This is a genomic window from Shewanella sp. GD03713 (genome assembly GCF_029843705.1).
Classification (GTDB): domain Bacteria; phylum Pseudomonadota; class Gammaproteobacteria; order Enterobacterales; family Shewanellaceae; genus Shewanella.
In genome coordinates this window covers 4,648,165-4,668,377 of sequence record NZ_JAOCIW010000001.1, presented here as the reverse complement: position 1 = coordinate 4,668,377, position 20,213 = coordinate 4,648,165, and the positions used below count along the sequence as shown (strand labels likewise).

19 protein-coding genes are annotated in these 20,213 nt (G+C 50.1%); 7 read left to right on the top strand and 12 right to left on the bottom strand.

Features of this window, described 5'->3' with window-relative positions:
- Positions 1-46: 46 nt before the first annotated feature.
- From greB to N5E87_RS20410, 3 genes are all read left to right on the top strand, one after another.
- On the top strand, positions 47-550 hold the full coding sequence (gene greB / locus N5E87_RS20420) for a transcription elongation factor GreB (protein WP_011624531.1): 504 nt from the start codon (positions 47-49) through the stop codon (positions 548-550).
- Positions 551-679: 129 nt separating this feature from the next.
- Positions 680-3,019, top strand: a complete 2,340-nt coding sequence (locus tag N5E87_RS20415; RefSeq protein ID WP_279775813.1) for a Tex family protein — start codon at positions 680-682, stop codon at positions 3,017-3,019.
- A 217-nt stretch (positions 3,020-3,236) separates the two neighbouring features.
- Positions 3,237-5,201, top strand: coding sequence for an LTA synthase family protein (locus N5E87_RS20410; protein ID WP_086902456.1), 1,965 nt, complete (start codon positions 3,237-3,239; stop codon positions 5,199-5,201).
- A 66-nt stretch (positions 5,202-5,267) separates the two neighbouring features.
- On the opposite strand, the gene N5E87_RS20405 is transcribed toward N5E87_RS20410, so the two are convergent.
- On the bottom strand, positions 5,268-5,822 hold the full coding sequence (locus tag N5E87_RS20405) for a hypothetical protein (protein ID WP_023266455.1): 555 nt from the start codon (positions 5,820-5,822) through the stop codon (positions 5,268-5,270).
- A 61-nt stretch (positions 5,823-5,883) separates the two neighbouring features.
- On the bottom strand, positions 5,884-6,678 hold the full coding sequence (gene bioH, locus N5E87_RS20400) for a pimeloyl-ACP methyl ester esterase BioH (protein WP_086902455.1): 795 nt from the start codon (positions 6,676-6,678) through the stop codon (positions 5,884-5,886).
- A 25-nt stretch (positions 6,679-6,703) separates the two neighbouring features.
- Between bioH and N5E87_RS20395 the strand changes: the two genes are divergently transcribed.
- Positions 6,704-7,510: a ComF family protein gene (locus N5E87_RS20395; RefSeq protein ID WP_164717904.1), complete on the top strand. Its 807-nt coding sequence runs from the start codon at positions 6,704-6,706 to the stop codon at positions 7,508-7,510.
- A gap of 167 nt (positions 7,511-7,677) precedes the next feature.
- Entirely contained in the window at positions 7,678-8,256 is a 579-nt protein-coding gene (nfuA, locus tag N5E87_RS20390) for a Fe-S biogenesis protein NfuA (RefSeq protein WP_011624525.1), read from the top strand.
- A 63-nt stretch (positions 8,257-8,319) separates the two neighbouring features.
- Here the strand turns inward: nfuA and N5E87_RS20385 are convergent, their stop codons facing one another.
- On the bottom strand, positions 8,320-10,257 hold the full coding sequence (locus tag N5E87_RS20385) for a S9 family peptidase (protein WP_086902454.1): 1,938 nt from the start codon (positions 10,255-10,257) through the stop codon (positions 8,320-8,322).
- A gap of 77 nt (positions 10,258-10,334) precedes the next feature.
- Positions 10,335-11,702: an MATE family efflux transporter gene (locus N5E87_RS20380; protein WP_086902453.1), complete on the bottom strand. Its 1,368-nt coding sequence runs from the start codon at positions 11,700-11,702 to the stop codon at positions 10,335-10,337.
- A gap of 22 nt (positions 11,703-11,724) precedes the next feature.
- On the opposite strand from N5E87_RS20380, the gene N5E87_RS20375 reads away from it, so the two are divergent.
- Entirely contained in the window at positions 11,725-12,771 is a 1,047-nt protein-coding gene (locus N5E87_RS20375; protein WP_086902452.1) for a polysaccharide deacetylase family protein, read from the top strand.
- A 13-nt stretch (positions 12,772-12,784) separates the two neighbouring features.
- Here N5E87_RS20375 and N5E87_RS20370 read toward each other — a convergent pair whose 3' ends face one another.
- The 5 genes from N5E87_RS20370 to N5E87_RS20350 form a co-directional block, all read right to left on the bottom strand.
- Complete coding sequence (locus tag N5E87_RS20370) at positions 12,785-13,414, bottom strand: SCO family protein (protein WP_279775873.1); 630 nt, start codon at positions 13,412-13,414, stop codon at positions 12,785-12,787.
- Positions 13,415-13,457: 43 nt separating this feature from the next.
- Complete coding sequence (cyoE, locus tag N5E87_RS20365; RefSeq protein ID WP_133181680.1) at positions 13,458-14,360, bottom strand: heme o synthase; 903 nt, start codon at positions 14,358-14,360, stop codon at positions 13,458-13,460.
- 17 nt (positions 14,361-14,377) lie between these two features.
- The gene (locus N5E87_RS20360) at positions 14,378-15,436 is read right to left on the bottom strand and encodes a COX15/CtaA family protein (RefSeq protein WP_279775812.1); all 1,059 of its coding nucleotides are present in this window, start codon (positions 15,434-15,436) and stop codon (positions 14,378-14,380) included.
- Positions 15,436-15,981 carry a hypothetical protein gene (locus N5E87_RS20355; protein ID WP_279775811.1) on the bottom strand — a complete coding sequence of 182 codons (546 nt, stop codon included), beginning with the start codon at positions 15,979-15,981 and terminating at the stop codon, positions 15,436-15,438. Before N5E87_RS20355 ends, N5E87_RS20360 begins: the two co-directional genes overlap by 1 nt.
- Positions 15,982-16,048: 67 nt before the next feature.
- Positions 16,049-16,960, bottom strand: coding sequence for an SURF1 family protein (locus N5E87_RS20350; RefSeq protein WP_279775809.1), 912 nt, complete (start codon positions 16,958-16,960; stop codon positions 16,049-16,051).
- On the opposite strand from N5E87_RS20350, the gene N5E87_RS20345 reads away from it, so the two are divergent.
- Positions 16,905-17,135, top strand: coding sequence for a DUF2909 family protein (locus N5E87_RS20345; protein WP_041412864.1), 231 nt, complete (start codon positions 16,905-16,907; stop codon positions 17,133-17,135). The genes N5E87_RS20350 and N5E87_RS20345 overlap by 56 nt on opposite strands.
- 28 nt (positions 17,136-17,163) lie before the next feature.
- Here N5E87_RS20345 and N5E87_RS20340 read toward each other — a convergent pair whose 3' ends face one another.
- From N5E87_RS20340 to ctaD, 3 genes are read right to left on the bottom strand one after another with little or no spacing between them, the layout of a single operon-like run.
- On the bottom strand, positions 17,164-18,039 hold the full coding sequence (locus tag N5E87_RS20340; protein ID WP_133181674.1) for a cytochrome c oxidase subunit 3: 876 nt from the start codon (positions 18,037-18,039) through the stop codon (positions 17,164-17,166).
- Entirely contained in the window at positions 18,036-18,617 is a 582-nt protein-coding gene (locus N5E87_RS20335; protein ID WP_279775808.1) for a cytochrome c oxidase assembly protein, read from the bottom strand. The genes N5E87_RS20340 and N5E87_RS20335 overlap by 4 nt, the downstream gene beginning before the upstream one ends.
- A gap of 1 nt (position 18,618) precedes the next feature.
- Positions 18,619-20,211: a cytochrome c oxidase subunit I gene (ctaD, locus tag N5E87_RS20330; RefSeq protein WP_011624513.1), complete on the bottom strand. Its 1,593-nt coding sequence runs from the start codon at positions 20,209-20,211 to the stop codon at positions 18,619-18,621.
- Positions 20,212-20,213: the final 2 nt, after the last annotated feature.

Sequence of the window (20,213 nt, the reverse complement as noted above, 5' to 3'; positions counted from 1 at the left end):
GTCGAGTAAGGCTACTCGGCATGGTTAAACCCGTGGATAGTGAGTTATGAAAGCGCATTTGATCACCCGCCAAGGCTGGATGACCTTAGATAAAGAATTGAAATACCTGTGGAAGGAATATCGTCCGCAGATCACGCTTAAAGTGCAAGAGGCCGCCGCCCAGGGCGACCGAAGTGAAAACGCGGATTACACTTACAATAAAAGGCTTTTACGCCAAATCGATAGCCGTGTCAGATACTTAGTCAAACGCCTCGAAGAACTTAAAATCGTCGATTATTCTCCCCAACAAGAAGGCAAAATTTACTTTGGCGCTTGGTTCGAGCTTGAAAACGAAGCGGGCGAGCGCGTGCGTTATCGTATTGTCGGCAAGGATGAGCTCGACACTAAACTGGGCTATATCACCATAGACTCTCCCATGGCGCGGGCACTGATCGGCAAACAGGTCGATGATGAAGTGGTCGTGCAAACCCCCTCGGGTCCAAAGGAATGGTATATCAACGACATCCGCTATACCCCATTCGAGACGCCGCTCGAGGGCGAGCCAGAATAACCTTTAGTAGATCAAACTCTCGTCGATTTTCATGCTGAAATCGAGAGCATCATATGAAATAACGACTGCGCCTGTGGTATCTTGGGCGCAATTAGGATCAATCAAACCGTTAGGCACGATACTTTATTTATGCAGACTATTGCCCAAATTATTGCTCAGGAACTGAATGTTCAGGAGCATCAAGTCACTGCCACCATAGATTTGCTCGACAATGGTGCTACCGTTCCCTTCGTTGCCCGTTACCGTAAAGAAGCGACTGGGGGCTTAGATGACACCCAGTTACGTACGCTGCACACTCGTTTAGGTTATTTGCGCGAGCTGAATGACAGACGTCAGGTCATTTTATCCAGCATTCAAACCCAGGGTAAGTTAACGCCTGAATTGCAAAGGGAAATTGAAGGCGCCGACAGCAAGACCCGTCTCGAAGATCTGTACCTTCCCTTCAAGCCTAAGCGCCGTACTAAGGGGCAAATTGCGATTGAAGCGGGACTAGAGCCGCTTGTTGAAGCCGTGCTCGCTGATCGCAAGGCGGATATTGAAGCATTAGCTGCGGGTTATCTGAATCTCGAAGCGGGCTTTGCCGATACCAAAGCCGTGCTGGAAGGTGCTCGTTATATTCTGATGGAACGTTACGCCGAAGATGCGGAATTACTGCGTAAAGTCCGCGAACACCTGAGCCAAAACAGTGTGTTAGAGAGCCGCGTTATCGCCGGCAAAGAGAAGGAAGGCGCTAAGTTCCGCGACTATTTTGAGCACAGCGAACCTCTGGCGAAAGTGCCATCACACCGTGCCTTGGCGATGCTGCGTGGCCGCAATGAGGGCTTCCTGTCGTTATCGATGAATGCCGATCCTGCTGCCGAAGCGGGTCAGGGCAGTTATTGTGAAGTGATCATTAGCGAGCACTTAGGCCTAAAACTCGGCGATAGCCGTGTTGATCAATGGCTTAAGACCGTTGTGACCGCCACATGGCGGATTAAAATTGCCCTACAGATGGAAACCGAGTTTATCTCGCAAATGCGTGAGCGCGCCGAAGCAGAAGCCATTAAAGTGTTTGCCCGCAACTTAGGCGACTTACTTATGGCCGCACCAGCGGGCGCTAAGGCGACTATGGGTCTAGACCCGGGGCTACGCACAGGCGTTAAAGTGGCCGTGGTAGATAACACGGGTAAGCTGGTCGCACACACGACTATTTTCCCCCATGCGCCGCAGAATTTGTGGGACAAGTCGATTCGTACCTTAGCCAACTTAGCGCAAATGCATAAGGTGGAATTAATCGCGATTGGTAACGGCACTGCATCACGCGAAACTGACAAGTTAGCGGGTGAGTTGATTGCCAGCCTTAAGGATAGCCAACCGCAACTGACCAAGGTGATGGTGAGTGAAGCGGGTGCTTCCGTGTATTCCGCCTCGGAACTCGCCGCGCTGGAATTCCCTGAGCTTGACGTGTCTATTCGTGGTGCTGTTTCAATTGCTCGCCGTCTACAGGATCCCTTAGCGGAACTGGTGAAGATTGAGCCTAAATCTATCGGTGTGGGTCAATACCAGCACGATGTAAGCCAAAGCCAGCTGTCTAGCTCGCTCGAAGCCGTGGTCGAAGACTGCGTAAACGGTGTGGGCGTGGATTTAAACATGGCGTCAGTGCCTTTGCTGTCGCAGGTGGCGGGGTTAAACAAAACCTTAGCGAAAAACCTGGTCGACTACCGCGATACCAATGGCGCCTTCAAAAACCGTAAAGAATTGCTGAAAGTGCCACGCTTAGGCCCTAAAGCCTTTGAACAAGCTGCGGGCTTTTTGCGGATCCGTGATGGCGACAATCCATTGGATATGTCGGCGGTTCACCCCGAAGCCTATGCGCTGGTCGAAACCATTGCTAAGACTAAGCAAGTGGAGTTGGCGAGCCTTATCGGTAATTCTGAGCTGCTACGCAATATCAAGCCGCAGGAGTTTACGACCCCTGAGTTTGGTTTACCGACAGTGACCGACATCCTCAGCGAGCTGGATAAACCGGGTCGTGACCCCCGTGGTGAGTTTAAAACCGCCAAGTTTAAGGATGGGGTGGAGGAACTTAAGGATCTGAAACCTGAAATGATCCTCGAAGGCGTTGTCACCAACGTGACTAACTTTGGCGCCTTTGTGGATATCGGTGTGCATCAAGATGGTTTAGTGCATATCTCGTCATTAACCGACAAATTTATTACCGATCCCCATACAGTGGTCAAAGCGGGTGATGTAGTGAAAGTGAAGGTGATGGAGGTCGATGTCGAGCGTCGTCGTATCGGTTTGAGTATGCGTCTGGATGAGGCTATCGATCAGAGCAAGGCTCAAACTCGCGGCCCATCCCAAGGTAAGCCACAGGCTCATAAGGGCAATGCCCAGCATAAGTCTTCGCGCCCTGCGCCAAAAGCGGCACCTGTCAATGCGGCCATGGGCAATGCCTTTGCCGACGCTTTCGCAAAGCTGAAAAAGTAATCTGACTCAGGTCGACTCGGATACACACCTGTGTTCGAGTCGACATTTTTTACTTGTTAGCCACAAAATTGTTGCATATATGCTGTCCTAGGTAATATAAAGTCGGCATTTAATGCAACGTTAAGCAAAATCGGTTGTCATACCACAACTTTTTCACCGATTTTTTTCAAATTGACACTCCAAAGCTGAGTGGAAGTTTAATGTTTTGGGGTTATACATGCAGTCAGGTTCATCCGCTCGTGGACGCCAGTCCGCCCATGGGCCATTTCGCGTCATTCTTGTTTTCAGTCTGTTAGTTCTCGCTATTGCTACGGCAAGCCGTATCGGCTTAGGTCTGTGGCAGGGCGAACGTGTGGCCGCCGTTGACGGTTGGTCGCATCTGCTACTACAAGGTATTCGTGTCGATATCGCAACCCTGTGTTGGTTATGGGGCATCGCCGCCTTAGGTACGGCGTTGTTTTCGGGTGAACACCTGCTTGGCCGCATTTGGCAATGGGTGCTGCGCCTATGGCTAACCTTAGGCCTGTGGGCCATTGTGTTCCTTGAGGTTTCAACGCCAGCCTTTATTGAGGAATACGGCATTCGCCCGAACCGCTTGTATGTGGAATATTTGATTTACCCCAAAGAAGTGCTGTCGATGCTGTGGGCGGGACGCAAGCTGGAGCTGATTTTCTCTGTGCTGCTTACCCTAGCGACGCTGTGGGGCGGTTGGAAACTCAGTGGTAAGTTAACTAAAAATCTGCGTTTCCCCCGTTGGTATTGGCGTCCTGTGTTAGCTGTCATGGTGATCGTCGTGACCCTATTGGGCGCGCGCTCAACCTTAGGCCATCGTCCAATCAACCCCGCGATGGTGGCATTTGCCGACGATCCATTAGTGAACTCCCTCGTGATTAACTCTGCTTATTCGTTAGTGTTTGCAATCAAGCAAATGGGTAGCGAAGAAGACGCCTCTAAGGTGTATGGCTCATTAGATAGAGATGAGATCATCAAGACCATCAGACAAGAGAGTGGTCGCCCCGAGAGTGCCTTTACCTCGAGCGATATCCCTTCATTGAGTTTTAACCAAGCTAGCTACAGCGGTAAACCGAAAAACCTAGTCATCCTGTTACAGGAAAGCTTAGGCGCCCGTTTTGTGGGGAGCTTAGGCGGTATGCCCTTAACGCCGAATATCGATGCGCTCTCACAGGAAGGTTGGTATTTCGATAATCTTTACGCCACTGGCACACGTTCAGTGCGCGGAATCGAAGCGGTCACCACAGGTTTTACCCCAACGCCGGCCCGCGCCGTGGTGAAACTCGGTAAGAGCCAGACGGGCTTTTTCACTCTCGCCGAATTGCTGAAAAACCACGGTTACACCACCCAATTTATCTACGGTGGTGAGAGCCATTTCGACAACATGCGCAGTTTCTTCCTCGGTAATGGATTTAGCGACATTATCGACCAGAAGGATTATAAGTCTCCGGCCTTTGTTGGCTCTTGGGGCGCATCCGACGAAGATTTAATGCGTAAGGCGAATAGTGAGTTCGAGCGTCTTCACAGTGAGGGTAAGCCATTCTTTAGCTTGGTGTTTAGCTCGAGTAACCACGATCCATTCGAATTCCCCGATGGCCGCATTGAGCTGTATGAACAACCTAAGCAAACTCGCAATAACGCGGCCAAATATGCCGATTATGCGATTGGTGAGTTCTTCAAACTGGCGAAAAATGCCGACTACTGGAAGGACACTATTTTTATCGTGGTCGCCGACCACGATAGCCGCGTTGGTGGGGCCGATTTGGTGCCAGTATCGCGCTTCCGTATTCCGGGGTTAATCATTGGGGATAATGTTGCGCCAAAACGCGATCACCGTATTGTGAGTCAAATCGACTTGCCGCCAACCCTGTTATCTTTGATTGGTATTTCAGACTCTTACCCTATGTTAGGTCGTGACTTAACTCAGGTCAGCGAGGATTGGCCGGGTCGTGCGCTAATGCAATACGATAAAAACTTTGCCCTGATGGAAGGTAAAGATGTGGTTATCCTGCAGCCAGAGAAAGCAGCGCAGGGCTTCCAGTACGATGAAAAGACCGAGCACTTAACGCCTTATGCCCCTGCGGCGCAGGCGTTGGAGAAAAAGGCCTTAGGTTGGGCACTGTGGGGCAGCCTAGCCTACCAGCAAGAGCTGTATCGCTCGGGTAAATAACCGAATGAAAAATGCCGCTGATTAGCGGCATTTTTATTTTGAAACTTATCCTTAAACCAGCAGATTTTAAATCCAAGCCGACATAGCAGGTTCGGCTTCGGGCTGAGTTTGCTGCGCATAATATTGCCCAATACGCTGTCCAACTTGTTGATAAAACTGAGGGGATTCCCCTTGCATCGGCTGACGCGCCGCCGCAGTCGTGGTTTTCGCCGTGGTATTGGCTGGGCGGGGAGTATTTTGGCCGACCTTTAACCGAATATCCTTACGTTGCAGCGCAGCTGGGCCGCGCACTGGCACTTTAAGGGTTTTAGGGAGCGCACGATCGGCAGCAACTAGGGGCGCTTGTTTCTCTTGCTGTTGCTGGCTCTGCTGCTGTGAAGACTGCTGCTGTTGCTGTTTGTCTTGAACTTGTTGCTGATTTTGCTCGAGCAAACGTGCCTGTTGCTGAGTTTGATCTGCAGTACGCTCATTTTGCGGATTAAAGGCACGTTCTTCATGGCCCTTAGTCGCGGCCTGTGGCGGAATAACGACGGGCTTGAGCTGATTGTCGACCCGAGCCGAGTCCGTCGCGACATTTGTCGTCGCTATCGGAACTTGGGGGTAGTTACTGACAAGCAGCATGAAAAATTCCTTGTAGCCTTAATGGTTAAATACTAGCCATTTATTGCACAAAGATAAAGCACTAGTCCTTGAATTGCGCCAGCCAAGGTGTGATTGTCTGCAAGAATTCTTCCCTGTGGGACACAAACGGTGCGTGGGATGCCTTGGCAAGCATGACATCAGTGATATGACTGGCGGTGGGCATTTGAGGTTGAACGCGTTTGGGCACGAGTCCATCGAGTCGACCCCAGATCCGTAGCCAAGGTTGCTGTATCGCCGACAGCTGTGGCCTAAGATCGATTTGATTCAACATATCCAAACCTTGAGTTAAGGCCGCTGCATCGGGTAGCGGGCGTGCTAAGACTAAATCCCGCAGCTGCTTAATATCGTCTTTGGCGGTTTCGCTGCCCATGGCCTGAATCGCTAAAAAGCGCTCAATCGTTTTTGGTAAATTTTGCCCAAGCTGCTCGCCAAACATGCTGAGCACCTGCGGTGGAATGCCGGGCCATGCTTCTTCCTCCCTTGCCATAAAACAGGGCGAGGAGGCGATAGTCATTAATCCTCTGACATGGGATGGGTAGCTTATGGCGGCTTGGGTGGCTACTAATCCACCCAGTGACCAGCCAGCCCAAATCGCATTGGCGGGTAAGACATGAATTAGCGCATCCACCCAAGTCGATAAACCACCCGCGATTGGCTGGCTTAAGCCAAAGCCCGGCAGATCGACATAGTGGACTCTATACTCAGAAAGCTGCTCATGGAGCGGCGTGAAGACGGCGCTATTAACGCCCCAACCGTGAAGCATGACCAGATCCGGCCCTTGGCCTCGGGTGTCGATATGCAGTTGCGGATGATGGGCTGGCGTCGCAGAGTTCACTAAAATACCTCTAATAGGAAGTTGTATGTCGGGCGATAGCAAATGGACTTGGTCGCAACAGGGGGCGAAGCTGTTACGCATAGTTTCGCATTTGGGGCAGCGTTACTTGGCGGGCAGTTTACCTAACCGCTGCTTACTGTGCCACCAATCCCTCAATGCAAAGGAAGCCGGATTTTGTCAGGTATGCCTGCAAACGGGCTTATATCGCAGCCCAATTTGTTTAGGTTGTGGAAAATCCATGCCGCTTGAACTCGAATATTGTGGTGAGTGCCTAAGGCATCAACCGCGAAAAGTCATCGCACCTTGCAGTTATCATCAAGGCTTTGGTCCTTGGATAGCGGCCATTAAATATCAGGGGCAACTCGCCGCTCTACCCATATTGTGCCAAGCCTTAGCGGCGCGCATTGGTCAGCTCGAACAGCAAGGATTAATCACTCTTCCGCAGGCCATAGTGCCAGTCCCTTTACACCCTAATCGGCTGCGCCAACGTGGATTTAATCAAGCATGGTTAATTGCCCATGAATTATCGAAGCAGCTCTCGCTGCCACTGGTCAGTGACGGATTAATTCGGCGGCAGGATACCCGCCCACAAGCCGGACTCAATGGCGCACAGCGCCGGCGAAATCTACAGGATGCTTTTGAGTTAAATGCCGATTTTGCCTATCAACGGATTGCGCTGGTGGACGATGTGGTCACCACGGGGACCACAGTGGCAGAAATTGCCCGTTTGTTCGAGGCGCGATATATACAAGTGCAAATATGGTGCCTAGCCAGAGCCGAAGCACCGGGTTTATTGGATGATATTACAGGTGAAAACGACATGCCGCGTTAGCTATCCGTTAGTGATCTACAGGTTAAGTTGTTGCATTGAAAGCGTGATGGATTTTGCAAAATTCCAGAACTTGCTACCCTAGGGACTACAAAGCGCGTGTGAGTAGGAGTATCATACGCCTAATTCTTACTAAAACACTCAGGTATCCCCTGACGGAGCTGGTTTCCATGATTACTATTTCCGATGCGGCTCAGGCCCATTTTGTAAAGTTGTTAGCCGATCAACCTGAAGGCACTCATATTCGCGTATTTGTGATCAGTCCAGGTACCGCACAAGCCGAGTGTGGCGTGTCTTACTGCCCGCCTGACGCCGTTGAAAGCGATGATATTGAATTAGAATTCAATGGCTTTAGCGCTATGGTTGACGAGAAGAGTGCGCCTTTCTTAGAAGAAGCCTCAATCGACTTCGTGACCGATCAATTAGGTTCGCAATTAACCCTTAAAGCCCCTAACGCTAAAATGCGTAAAGTGGCTTCAGATGCGCCTTTAGCCGAGCGTGTTGAGTATGTGATCCAATCTGAAATCAACCCGCAACTGGCAAGCCATGGTGGTAACATCATGTTGGTTGAAATCACCCAAGAAGGCGTAGCGGTACTGCAGTTTGGTGGTGGTTGTAACGGTTGTTCGCAAGTTGATATCACCCTAAAAGATGGTATCGAGAAGCAACTACTCGATATGTTCCCAGGTGAACTCTCTGGTGTGAGCGATGTGACCGATCACCAACACGGCGCGCATTCTTACGCTTAAGCTGGTGTTGAACTGAATAAAAAACGCGACCTGTGAGTCGCGTTTTTTTATGGCGTTTTGTGGCTACAGTTGGGTTTTCAGATTGTCGGCTAAAAACTTATCGAGCGCCTTGAACGTAGTTAGCCTATGGTCATTGTTACTTAAGTAATGGTCGCCATTTTCGAGTTCAATATATTCGACGTTTTTCTTACGTGATTTCAGTTCATCGAACATTTCGCGGCTATGTTGCACCTTAACCACTCGATCCTTATCGCCATGCAGTAGTAATACCGGGATAGTAATCTTATCGGCTTTACTAACGGGTGAGCGTTCATAGAGGGCGCTAAAATCATCACCAATTTGTTCTTTAACGACTTCATAATTGGTGAAACGGCGACTGGATTTTACCAGGTAAGCCACGTCTGTTACGCCTGCCACACTGACCGCGCAGCGGTACAGATCAGGTGTCATCGCTGCGCCCATTAAGGCGGCATAACCACCATAACTCGCGCCGACGATACAGATACGTTGTGGATCGCTAATACCTTGATTGATTAAGTAACGTGTACCATCTTCCACATCGTTTTGCATTTCGAGTCCCCAGCTTTTGAGGCCAGCCTTCATAAACTCATAGCCGTAGCCCGCCGAGCCCCTAAAGTTCATTCGAAATACCGCGTAGCCACGATTAGCGAAAAACTGCGACCAATAATCGAAGTCGTTACTGTCGTAACTAATCGGTCCGCCGTGGGGGAAGATAATGGTGGGGAGTTGCTTGGCTTCGAGGCCCTTTGGCACTGTCAGGTAAGCATCGATTTTGAGTTTATCCCGCGCTTCGTAGCTCAGATATTGAGTGTCGGCGAGTTGCTCGCTGCTTAGCTGGCTATATCTATCGGCAATCGGAAACAGCGCCTTTTCATCCCTATCGCCAAAGTAATAGGTGCCAGGTTGAGTCGAACTGGTGGAGTAGACGATATAGCGGCGTTCATCCGCGCTAAATTGGGTGATGTAGTTATGGGCATTGGGCAATACCGCTTTCAACCCATTTTGCAGACCCGCATATTCAGGATCCCAAAAAGTATATTCTTCACCGTCGCCTTCACTAATCCCAATGACTTTTTTCTTGAGTTCTGAATAGATGAGACTGCCTTCAACATCGGTATCTTCGTTGGCGTACACCAGCTCTTTCGTGAGCTTAGGATCGGTTAAATTCACCTTGAAGATAGCTTCAAAGCCTTGGTGGTAGGCGCGTACAAATAAGATGTTGGGGTCGGCATCGAAGCCCAGTGGCCAGACGCTCTCGTCGGAGAAGGCTTTAAAGGTCCAGAGTAAGCGTGGCTCTGCCTTTTGTTCTGGTTGCTCGTAGATCCTATATTCAGTGTCATCGTTATAGATGGAGATACGGACCTTATGTTGCCTGTCGGTAATCCAGCCGATGATTTTACGTTTAGAGTTTTGAATAAACGCGGATTTTCCCTGCGAGAGATTGACTCTCAGCACGCTGTCTTCACCCACTTCTTCGCCCATACCATCGAGGGAGAGCAAGATATTATCGGGATCATCCGGCATCATATCGATAATCTGTCCCTGATGTTGGGGGATCCAACTGAGTCGGTCGATGACGCTACGGGCGAGTACGCTCGTGGTTTTTCGCGTAGTTAAATCGTACTTCACCAACCGAGTTTCGGTGGTCGGTGTACCGTAGCGGTTTGCCGGGAACTTAGCGCTGATCAGCAAAGTAGTGTCATTTGCCCACTGTAATGACAGCAGGACAAACTTCTGGTTATCGGTGTGAATCGCGTAGTCTTTGTTGCCCGTTTCTAAATCGAGAATACTGACCACAGTGCCCTTAAGTTTGGGCTGTTCGACCCGAACGATAGAGGCAATTTTTTTGCCATCGGGCGACAGTTGGACTGAGCTGACATCGGGAATACTGGCAAAAGCCTCGACCGGAAGCTGTGGTACCGTTTGAGCAAGCAGTGGCAGACTTAGCCACAGGAGTAACAAAGGTAAAATCCTTTTCATAGCGCATCACAATTTTATTACAATAATGCTGCGTATCTTAATGGGATAACCTTAAGTAAGCTACTGTCTTTACAGAACTAATTAAGAATAAATGCCTTGCTAAAGCGGTAATGTGTCGCTAGGGTGAGGCTGCGCGCTAGCATAAAGGCCGTCATGGCCGCCCACAGTGCATGGTTAGCTTGTTCGGAAGGCAACAGCGATTGCAGCAAATACCATGTCGGGAAGAAGGCGCCAAATGTGGCGATAATCATGCTATTGCGCATGACTTTGCCCTTAGCGGCGCCAATATAAACCCCATCAAACAGATAGGAACTAAAAGACCAAAGCGGCAGTAATATCAGCCAAGGCAGATAAATTTGCGCTGTGGTTCTCACCTCATCAATATTGGTTAGCAGCCCGATGATATGGTCTCCAAAAAGATAAAATATCAGGCTAAAACCTAGGGCTGTGATGGCTGACCAACACCAAGCGAGGAGTACTGCTTCGCGCAGTGACTGTGTGCGTTGTTGCCCGTAGGCTTTGCCCACTTCCGCCTCGGCATAATAGGCTATGCCATCGAGGGCGTAGGCGATTAATAACAGTAAATTCAATAAGACCGCATTGGCTGCGACCGTATTATCCCCAAGGCCTGCACCGTGAAAAGTCATAAAGGCGAAAGCGGCTTGCAGGCATAGGCTGCGGATAAAAATATCGGTATTGAGCCTGAGCAGCTGGCCGTAACCCGACAAGTTCAGGTGAACTCTAATATCGGCAAATTGGAATCGAGGTATTAACTTAAGCTGTTGTAATACAATGTAGAGCGCAACGCTAAAGGCGGTGATATCCGCACATACTGAGGCAAGTGCAGCTCCTTTGACTCCCCAGCCTAAACCTAAGACAAAGAGCACATCGAGGATAATATTGGCCAAATTGGCGAAGATGAGCTGCCACATGGCCGCCTTGGGCTGTTGTCTGCCAAGGAGCCAGCCTAGCATCACTAAATTGAGCAGGGCGAATGGCGTCGACCAGACTCGGACCTGAAAATATTCTCGGCAATAACGCTCCACTTCCACACTCGCCTCGGAGAGGCCGAGCGCTAAATTCAGTATCGGGATCTGTAATAGGATCACCGCGATACCCAGCCCAGTCGCCAACATGGCGCCTTGGACCAGCAACTTTAATTGGCGCGCGGTATCGTTTGCGCCATAGGCCTGTGCGACCAATCCGGTTGTCGCCATCCGTAAAAAGCCTAATAACCAAATGATTAATGTGATAATCGTTGACCCGAGTGCGACGCCCCCTAAATAATAGGCGTCACTTAAATGCCCGATGACGGCCGTATCTACCAATCCCAACAGCGGAACCGTGATATTGGAAAGGATCATCGGCAGGGCAAGCGCGAGCAGCTGGCGATTCTTGGTGCCATTCAACAGGAGCGCGAGTGCGGTGGATTTTGCGGTAGTCATTGATTTCAGAGGTATTCACATTATGGTTAAACGTGCGTTATTGGCACTCTTAGGGCTGATGACTTTCTCGGCCCATGCTGTGGTCATTTTACAGTATCACCATGTGTCAGAAACCACGCCGGCGGCGACGAGCGTCACGCCTGCACAATTTCGTGAGCAAATGCAGTTTCTGGCGGACGATGGTTTTAAGGTTATTCCCTTATCCCAAGTGGTTGAGGCGATCAAAAACAAGCAAGATTTACCCGCAAAAACGGTGGCGATCACCTTCGATGATGGTTATCGCAGCATTGCGACCACAGCGCACCCTATCCTAAAGGAATTTGGTTTTCCCTACACCCTATTTGTGGCGATTGAGCCGATTAAACAAAAGTTTACCGAGATGATGACCTGGGAAGATCTGATTAAGCTCTCCAAGGAAGGGGCCGACATTGCTAACCACAGCTGGGCTCATGAGCATCTGATCCGCAGGCTAGACAATGAATCCCAAAGCCAATGGCTGGCACGAATTAAAGCAAATATTCAGGACACCGAAAACGCGATTCGTGAGGCGACGGGGCAGAGCTTTAAAATGCTGGCCTATCCCTATGGCGAATACAATCAGGCGATTCAAGATATGTTGACCGAAAATGGCTTCGTTGCCTTTGGCCAGCAGTCAGGTGCGGCGGGGCCTTATTCGCCCCTCACGGCGCTGCCGCGCTTCCCGGTGGCGGGGCAATATGCGGATCTAAAAAGCCTAAAAGCCAAGTTATACAGCCTCAATATGCCAGTGCTTGAGCAAACGCCTAGCGATCCTGAGCTTAAGGGCGGACATTGGCGCCCCGAGCTTAAGGTTAAGCTCGATATGAGCGATATTTCGGCCAAGCAGGTCATGTGTTATATCCAAGGGCAAGGCGCTAAAACGCCGACTTGGAGCAGCGACAATGAGTTTAGTATTCAAGCAGATTTAGCCCTGCCAGCGGGGCGTTCACGCTACAATTGCACGGCGCCAAGCAAGACACGCAACGGCTATTACTGGTTTTCGCAGGCATGGGTGAGACCCAAAGACGACGGCACTTGGGTTAAAGAATAATGCCTTTGCGAAGCTATTTAGGTTTGTAGCTTTTGACGATTTTATCGAAGTCGCTGATCAAGGCGTCGTTGAGTACTTGAGGGGATTTACCTAAGGCTGCCGTGGGTTTAAACACTGCGACCCGCGTGCCTTGGGGAGAAACCAGTACATAGCCAGCACTATGATCGACTTGATAATTATCCCCTTCGCCGACCATGGCATAGGTGAGGCCTAGGCTGCGGGTGAGGGGGAAGATTTGGGTTTGCTCACCCGTCACTGCCTTAAACTCAGGATTAAAGAAATTCACATAGGTGAGGAGTTTCTCTGGGGTGTCCCGCTTCGGATCTACGGATAAAAACACGATTTGAATGGGCGCAATTTTTTTCAGCTCAGGATAGGCGGCGGCGAGTTTGTTTAAGGTGGTCGGACAGACATCGGGGCAATAGGTAAAGCCGATAAAGAATAGGCTCCATTGGTCCTTCAAATTGGCATTGGTAAAGGGTTTCTGCTGTTGATCGACAAGCTCAAAGGGCGCTAGCTCGAACGCCTCGGGAAACAAAAAACCACTCTCTAACTCAACGGGCTTAGGTGGATTGAACTTCACTGCAAATAGTCCACCCAATCCTATTAATAGAATCGCTATCACTAAGATCTTGTTGGAGATTCTTGTTTGCATATTTTGTCCTTTGACCATCGCTCGTTGCACATTAAGCCCAAAGATAGTGGTCGAGCAGTAATGCCATGAATAACAACATTAAATGATAAATAGAAAAACGAAACACCTGCATCGCCAGCCCTTCGCTGTCCTGATACTTTAACTGCCACGCTTTATAAATAAATCCCGTGCTGAGCAAGCTTGAACACACAAAGTAGAGTGGTCCACTCATCCCGACTAACACGGGCAATAGACAAGCAATCGCCAGCAAAATCGTATAGAGCAAGATACAGGTCTTAGTAAATTCTACCCCATGAGTCACGGGCAGCATGGGAATATCCACTTTGGCATATTCTGCGCGTCTGTGAATCGCCAGTGCCCAAAAATGCGGCGGCGTCCACAGGAATATGATGATGACGAGCAATAGAGCATGACCATGGAATTGATTCGTCACCGCCGTCCAACCCAAGAGCGGCGGCATCGCGCCCGCTAAACCGCCAATAACAATGTTTTGTGGCGTGGCCCGTTTTAAATAGGCGGTATAAATCAAGGCATAACCAATCAAGCTGGCAAAGGTCAGCCAAGCGGTGAGTGGATTAGTAAAAACATAGAGGATCACAAAACCTAGGCTGCCTAAGAGTGCCGCGAACAACAACGCCCTCGTCGCCGAGACTCGGCCCTTGGGCAGTGGTCGGTTATAGGTGCGTGCCATCATGCCGTCGATTCGCCTATCAATCAGATGGTTTAAGGCGGCGGCCGAACCCGCCATCATGGCGATGCCGAGTAAGCCTGCCACTAAAGGTTTGACTGGCAGTATGGTGGGCATGGCTAAACACATGCCGACTAAGACGGTGAGCAGCATTAAGGCCACTACCTTAGGTTTGGTCATCTCGAAATAGGCACGCCAAGCTAAGTGAACACTGGGGTGACTGCTGATAGAGAGTGGTTTTGCCATGATAAATCCCCCGATGATTAAGGTGCCCTGCGCCAAAGGAAATAGTTAATCGCGACTATGGTGAGTAGTAACAGCGCCGCGCCGCCGTTGTGGGAAACGGCAATCCCCAGTGGTAAATGCATCACCACGTTTGAAATCCCTAAACTGACCTGCAGTATCACTAAGGCGACCAACAATAGGCTTAGGGCCTTGAGCTGGGTGCTGAAAAATAACCGATAGGCGAGCAACAACAATAGACTGGCGGTAATGATGGCGCCGACGCGGTGGGCGATATGAATGGTCATGCGGGCATGGTAATCCAATACGCCAAATTCAAAGCTTGGGTGTTGCCCTTGGAAAGGGGAAAACGCATCGGCAATCGCGAGATTATCCATCCAATTTCCTTCGCAAATCGGCAGAGCCGTACAGGCGAGGGCGGCATAGTTGGAGGAGGTCCAAGCGCCGAGCATTATTTGACCTATCAGCACCACCAGACTCAGCAACGCCAGTTTCGGTAAGTGTTTACTCTGGCCGAGAAATTTAAGGCTCGTGCCTATCCGCGAACCATGGGCGCCATTAAATCCTACGCTCGCAACACGCTGATTGTGAATATCAGCGGTTTCGAAAATTCGCCTCGGACGCGTTCGCAGATACAGCAAGAGCAGGAGCGAGAGCAGGCTAAAGCCGCCAATTAAATGGGACATCACGACAATCGGCATTAACTTCATCGTCACAGTCCACATACCCAACGCCGCCTGAAAGATGATGAGTAACACTATGGCAAAGGGGAGCTTTTTTGGGGCTTGGGATGTTTTCAAGCAAAGGATCAAAATCAGTAATACGAGGATGCCCAAGGCGCCCGCGATATACCTGTGGATCATTTCGAGCCAGGCTTTTTCGGGATGGATATCGTGGTCTGGAAACAGGGTTTGGGCATGGGAGATCTCATGGTCGTGGGTGGGCACTTTGATATGGCCGTAACAACCGGGCCAATCTGGGCAGCCAAGTCCTGCGTCCGAGAGCCGAGTGTAAGCCCCCATTAAAATCACTAACAGGGTAAAGACTATAGTGACGCGTAGGAGCCAAGTCAGTTGCATTAGTCTACCCTCGATAGTTTTAATAACTTACGGAGATCCGCGACCAAGGCCTTACCCTGAGCTAAATGTGCCGTCTTGCCTTGCACTTGGGGATAACGCAGCACGAGTGCGCCGAGTGGATCGACAATAATCAGCTGCTGTTGGTCAAGCCATTGGTTGAGGCTTTGGCTGGCGGGCTGAGTGTTGAAGCTAAAGGTGCTTAATGCGCTTAAGTCACTGTCGGGATTCAGCAGAATAAGCGGTTCGACACGAGCCTGATCTGGCCCTAAGGCGGTATGACTCTGACGCAGGATATATAAGCGCTCGCGGCAAGCCTCATCGCACTTTGCGGGCAATAAATACAGCAGTTGCCATTCCTTAGGCTGAGGATTGTTAAGGCCAAGACTGGTATAACTGGTTTCTGGGCTGATGAGCTCACCGTGGTTGGTGGAGCCGCCTTGATACCAATGCATGCTCAGCACTAACTTAGCGATGACCACAGGCGCGATAAAGGCCAGTAGCAATAACCCCAATGCGCGGTATTTGGCTGTTTGTTGGGAGTCCATATTTGCTCCTCTTATTGTCCTTAATGCTTTGTTTTATTGTTTTTTATTAAAATCTTGCAGGTATCTGTTACTCGGTCTTAGTCGCTTCCTTATCGGCTTGATGCCGTTGTCGTGATTTTTTGAGGTATTTCATTGCTTGCCAACCCATCAGCCCCGCAAACACAGTTGCCATGGCAAACCATTGCAATGCATAACCCCAATGCTTTTGTGCCGAGAGGGGGAAAGGTTGCCAAGGGTGGGGCAAGGCCTGCGCTGGTTGTAATTGGGGTAAGGTATCGGGTTGTAACACCGCGGGCAGGATGGGATGCCCTAACATCTGTGCCATCTCGGGCAGATTGAGATTTTGAAACCGAATCCGTTCACCTTGTTCCGTGGTGAAGGGTTCTGCTAATAAGTGATGGCTCAAGGGATTAATCTGTTTTTGATAGAGGCGGCCTGTAAGAGTCAATTCACCAACTATGGGGCTGACTTCGGGCAAGGCATCTCGGTGGGATTTAGCGGCAATAAAGCCGAGTTCGAGTAACAGCCAAGGTTGCTCGCGATTATTTGCCAGATTTGCTGACGTTATTTGCAGCAATTGAAAGGCGAGATAGCCCACTTGTCCTTGATAGACCTGATTGTCGAGTAACCAGATTTGTGGATTAACGGGGCTGGCTTGAACCTCAAGGCGATAGCCAGTAACGCCACCTTTAGCTAATTCAGCTATGAGCTGTTCAGGATTGAGTGCGGCCGCGGATTGTCTTGCTTCCATTTGTGCGAGTAGTTCGGTTTTTTCAGCGGCCCTGTCCATTTGCCACAAACCCAGCTTGACCAAAATCACGAATACCACCACAGTCAATATCAGCAGTAACAACATTGCCCTATGCACCCAGATATATCTTGGCAACCCAATTAATTTGGTCAGCAAAACATAAGGATAGCGTATGAACATCCCGTTCATTTTTAAGTGTGTTTTAGTACTGCTGTTACTGTTTATCATTTTTAACCTAGGCAGAGCCTTAATCATTATGGTTAAAGGTGACGATCAAACCGCTGATCACCCTGTGCCTATGAGCCGCTATTTGGGCCGTAGGGTGATGTTTTCCGTACTGGTTATCCTGCTCTTGCTGGTGGCTTTAGGGACTGGACTGCTTGGTCTCAATCCCACGCCTTAAGCTTTCAACTAATTGTTTTAATGAATCTTTAAAGCACATAAACAAAGATAAACAGGCAGAGCCAGACTACGTCGACAAAGTGCCAGTACCAACTACCCGCTTGGAAGGCAAAATGCTTATCCGCACTAAAGTGGCCCTTTAACACTCTGAAAAACAAGACTAATAGAAAGATGGTGCCCAAGGTGACATGCATGCCGTGGAAACCCGTCAGCAGGAAAAAGGTGTTGCCATACACGCCCGAGGTGAGCGTTAGCCCCATCTCATGGTAGGCATGGCTATATTCCTCCGCCTGCAAAGCAAGGAAGCTAATTCCGAGCAAAATCGTGAGTCCGAGCCAAAGGGTGATGGCCGAACGCTTACCCTTTTCTAAGCTGGTATGGGCGAAATGCAGCGTGACAGAGGAGGTTAGCAGCACAATGGTGTTGACTAGCGGTAGTCCATTCCATGGCATGGCTTCGGTTTTGGTACCATCTGGCGTGGTGAGGAGTGGCCAAACAGCCTCGAAGTGTGGCCACAGGACTTCGTGGGTCATGGCATTGTTGGATGCACCGCCGAGCCAAGGTACTGCGACCATGCGGGCGTAAAATAAGGCGCCGAAGAAGGCGGCGAAGAACATCACCTCGGAGAAGATAAACCAGCTCATGCCTTGGCGAAACGATCTATCCATTTGATGGGAGTAGAGGCCCGTCATCGATTCTTGGATCACGGTTCTAAACCAGCCTACCAGCATAAACAGGATGACGGCTATGCCTGCTAGTAGAATATAGCCGCCACCCGAAGCGCCAGATTTGAGTTGATGTACAAAATGTCCTGCCCCAAAGGCAATTAAAAACAAGCCGATAGCACCAACAATCGGCCAAGCACTCTGGGCGGGGACGTAGTAAGTCTCATGTTTAGTGGTCATTTTACAGCTCCTTGCTCTATGGCAGACGCTAACTGCTTGTCGGTAATGTCGTAGAGGGTGTAAGAGAGGGTTAAGGTGTGGATAGACTCGGGTAATTGAGGATCCACAAAGAAGATCAACGGCAGTTCGGCGCGACTCGCCGCGGCTAAGTGTTGTTGGTTAAAACAAAAACATTCGGTTTTATTGAAATAAGCCGCACCTTGTCCGGGCGAAATAGAGGGAATCGCCTGGCCCACAGTCGCTCTATTCGAGACGTTTTGCGCCAGAAATGCCGTGTGTATGAGCTCTCCCGGATGCACTTCGAGCCGCTTCGTTTGTGGCTCAAATTTCCACGGCATTCCCGTCTGTACCTGCGAGATAAACTCCACCGTTACCACGCGGTTCTTATCCACAATGATCGCTTGATAACTGCTGGCGGTATTGGAGGTTTTGCCGTTAATACCCAGTTTTTCGCACAGCACATCGTAGAGCGGTACTAAGGCGAACCCAAAACCAAACATCGCAAGGCAGCCCAACACCAGTAGGCTGATAAGCTTACGGTTTGACTTGATGTTAGGCTGATGGGGTTGGCCTTGCATGTTATTTCACCTCGGGTGGCGTGGTGAAAGAGTGGTAGGGTGCGGGGCTGGGTAGGGTCCACTCTAAGCCTTCGCTGCCTTCCCAAGGTTTGGCGGGCGCCTTTTCACCGCCCCGAATGCACTTAATCACCAGCACGAGGAAAATCAGCTGAGATAGACCGAAGGCAAAACCTCCAATCGATACGATTTGGTTTACATCGGCAAATTGAATCGAGTAATCGGGAATACGCCTTGGCATACCCGCAAGACCCAAGAAGTGCATCGGGAAAAACAGCACGTTGACCGAAATCACCGAGCACCAAAAATGCCACTGGCCGAGCTTTTCGCTGTACATATGGCCGGTCCATTTAGGTAGCCAGTAATAGGCCGCCGCCATGATGGAGAAAATCGCACCCGTGACTAACACATAGTGGAAGTGAGCCACCACAAAGTAAGTATCGTGGTATTGGAAGTCGGCTGGTGTGATGGCGAGCATCAAACCCGAGAAGCCGCCAATAGTGAACAGGATAATAAAGGCCACCGCGAACAACATTGGGGTTTCAAAACTCAGTGAGCCGCGCCACATGGTCGCTACCCAGTTAAACACTTTTACCCCAGTCGGCACGGCAATCAGCATAGTGCAGTACATAAAAAACAACTCGGCAAACACGGGCATACCGGTGGTGAACATATGGTGCGCCCACACGAGGAAGGACAGAATCGCAATACTCGCCGTGGCATACACCATGGATGAATAGCCAAATAATGGTTTACGGCTGAAAGCCGGAACTATGGCGGAGATAATGCCGAAGGAAGGCAGAATCATGATGTAGACTTCGGGGTGACCGAAGAACCAGAAGATATGCTGGAACATCACAGGGTCGCCGCCGCCTGCCGCCTCGAAGAAGCTAGTACCGAAAAACTTATCGGTTAACACCATAGTGACGGCGCCTGCGAGCACTGGCATGACGGCGATCAGCAAGAAGGCGGTAATCAGCCAGGTCCAGACAAACAGCGGTAACTTCATCCACGTCATGCCGGGAGCGCGTAGGTTGACTATGGTTACGATCACGTTGATGGCGCCCATGATCGAACTTATCCCCATGATATGAATCGAGAAGACAAATAATGCTGTGCTGTCAGGGCTGTAAGTGGTCGAGAGTGGTGCGTAGAAGGTCCAACCGAAGTTAGGGCCGCCACCTTCCATAAACAATGAGCTCAACAATATGGTAAAGGCGAAGGGAAGGATCCAAAAACTCCAGTTGTTCATCCGTGGAAGCGCCATATCGGGCGCGCCAATCATCATGGGGATCAACCAGTTAGCCAGCCCTGTAAAGGCTGGCATCACGGCGCCGAATACCATGATTAGCCCATGTACTGTGGTCATCTGGTTGAAGAAGTTAGGTTCAACGAGTTGTAATCCGGGCTGAAAGAGTTCGGCGCGGATCACCATGGCCATAGCACCACCAGTTAAAAACATTATGAAACTAAACCACAGGTACAGGGTGCCAATGTCCTTGTGGTTGGTGGTGAGTAACCAGCGCATGATGCCTTTAGGTGCACCGTGATGGTGTTCATCATGGGCGGCAATTTGATCTTGAGTCAGTGTGCTCATCT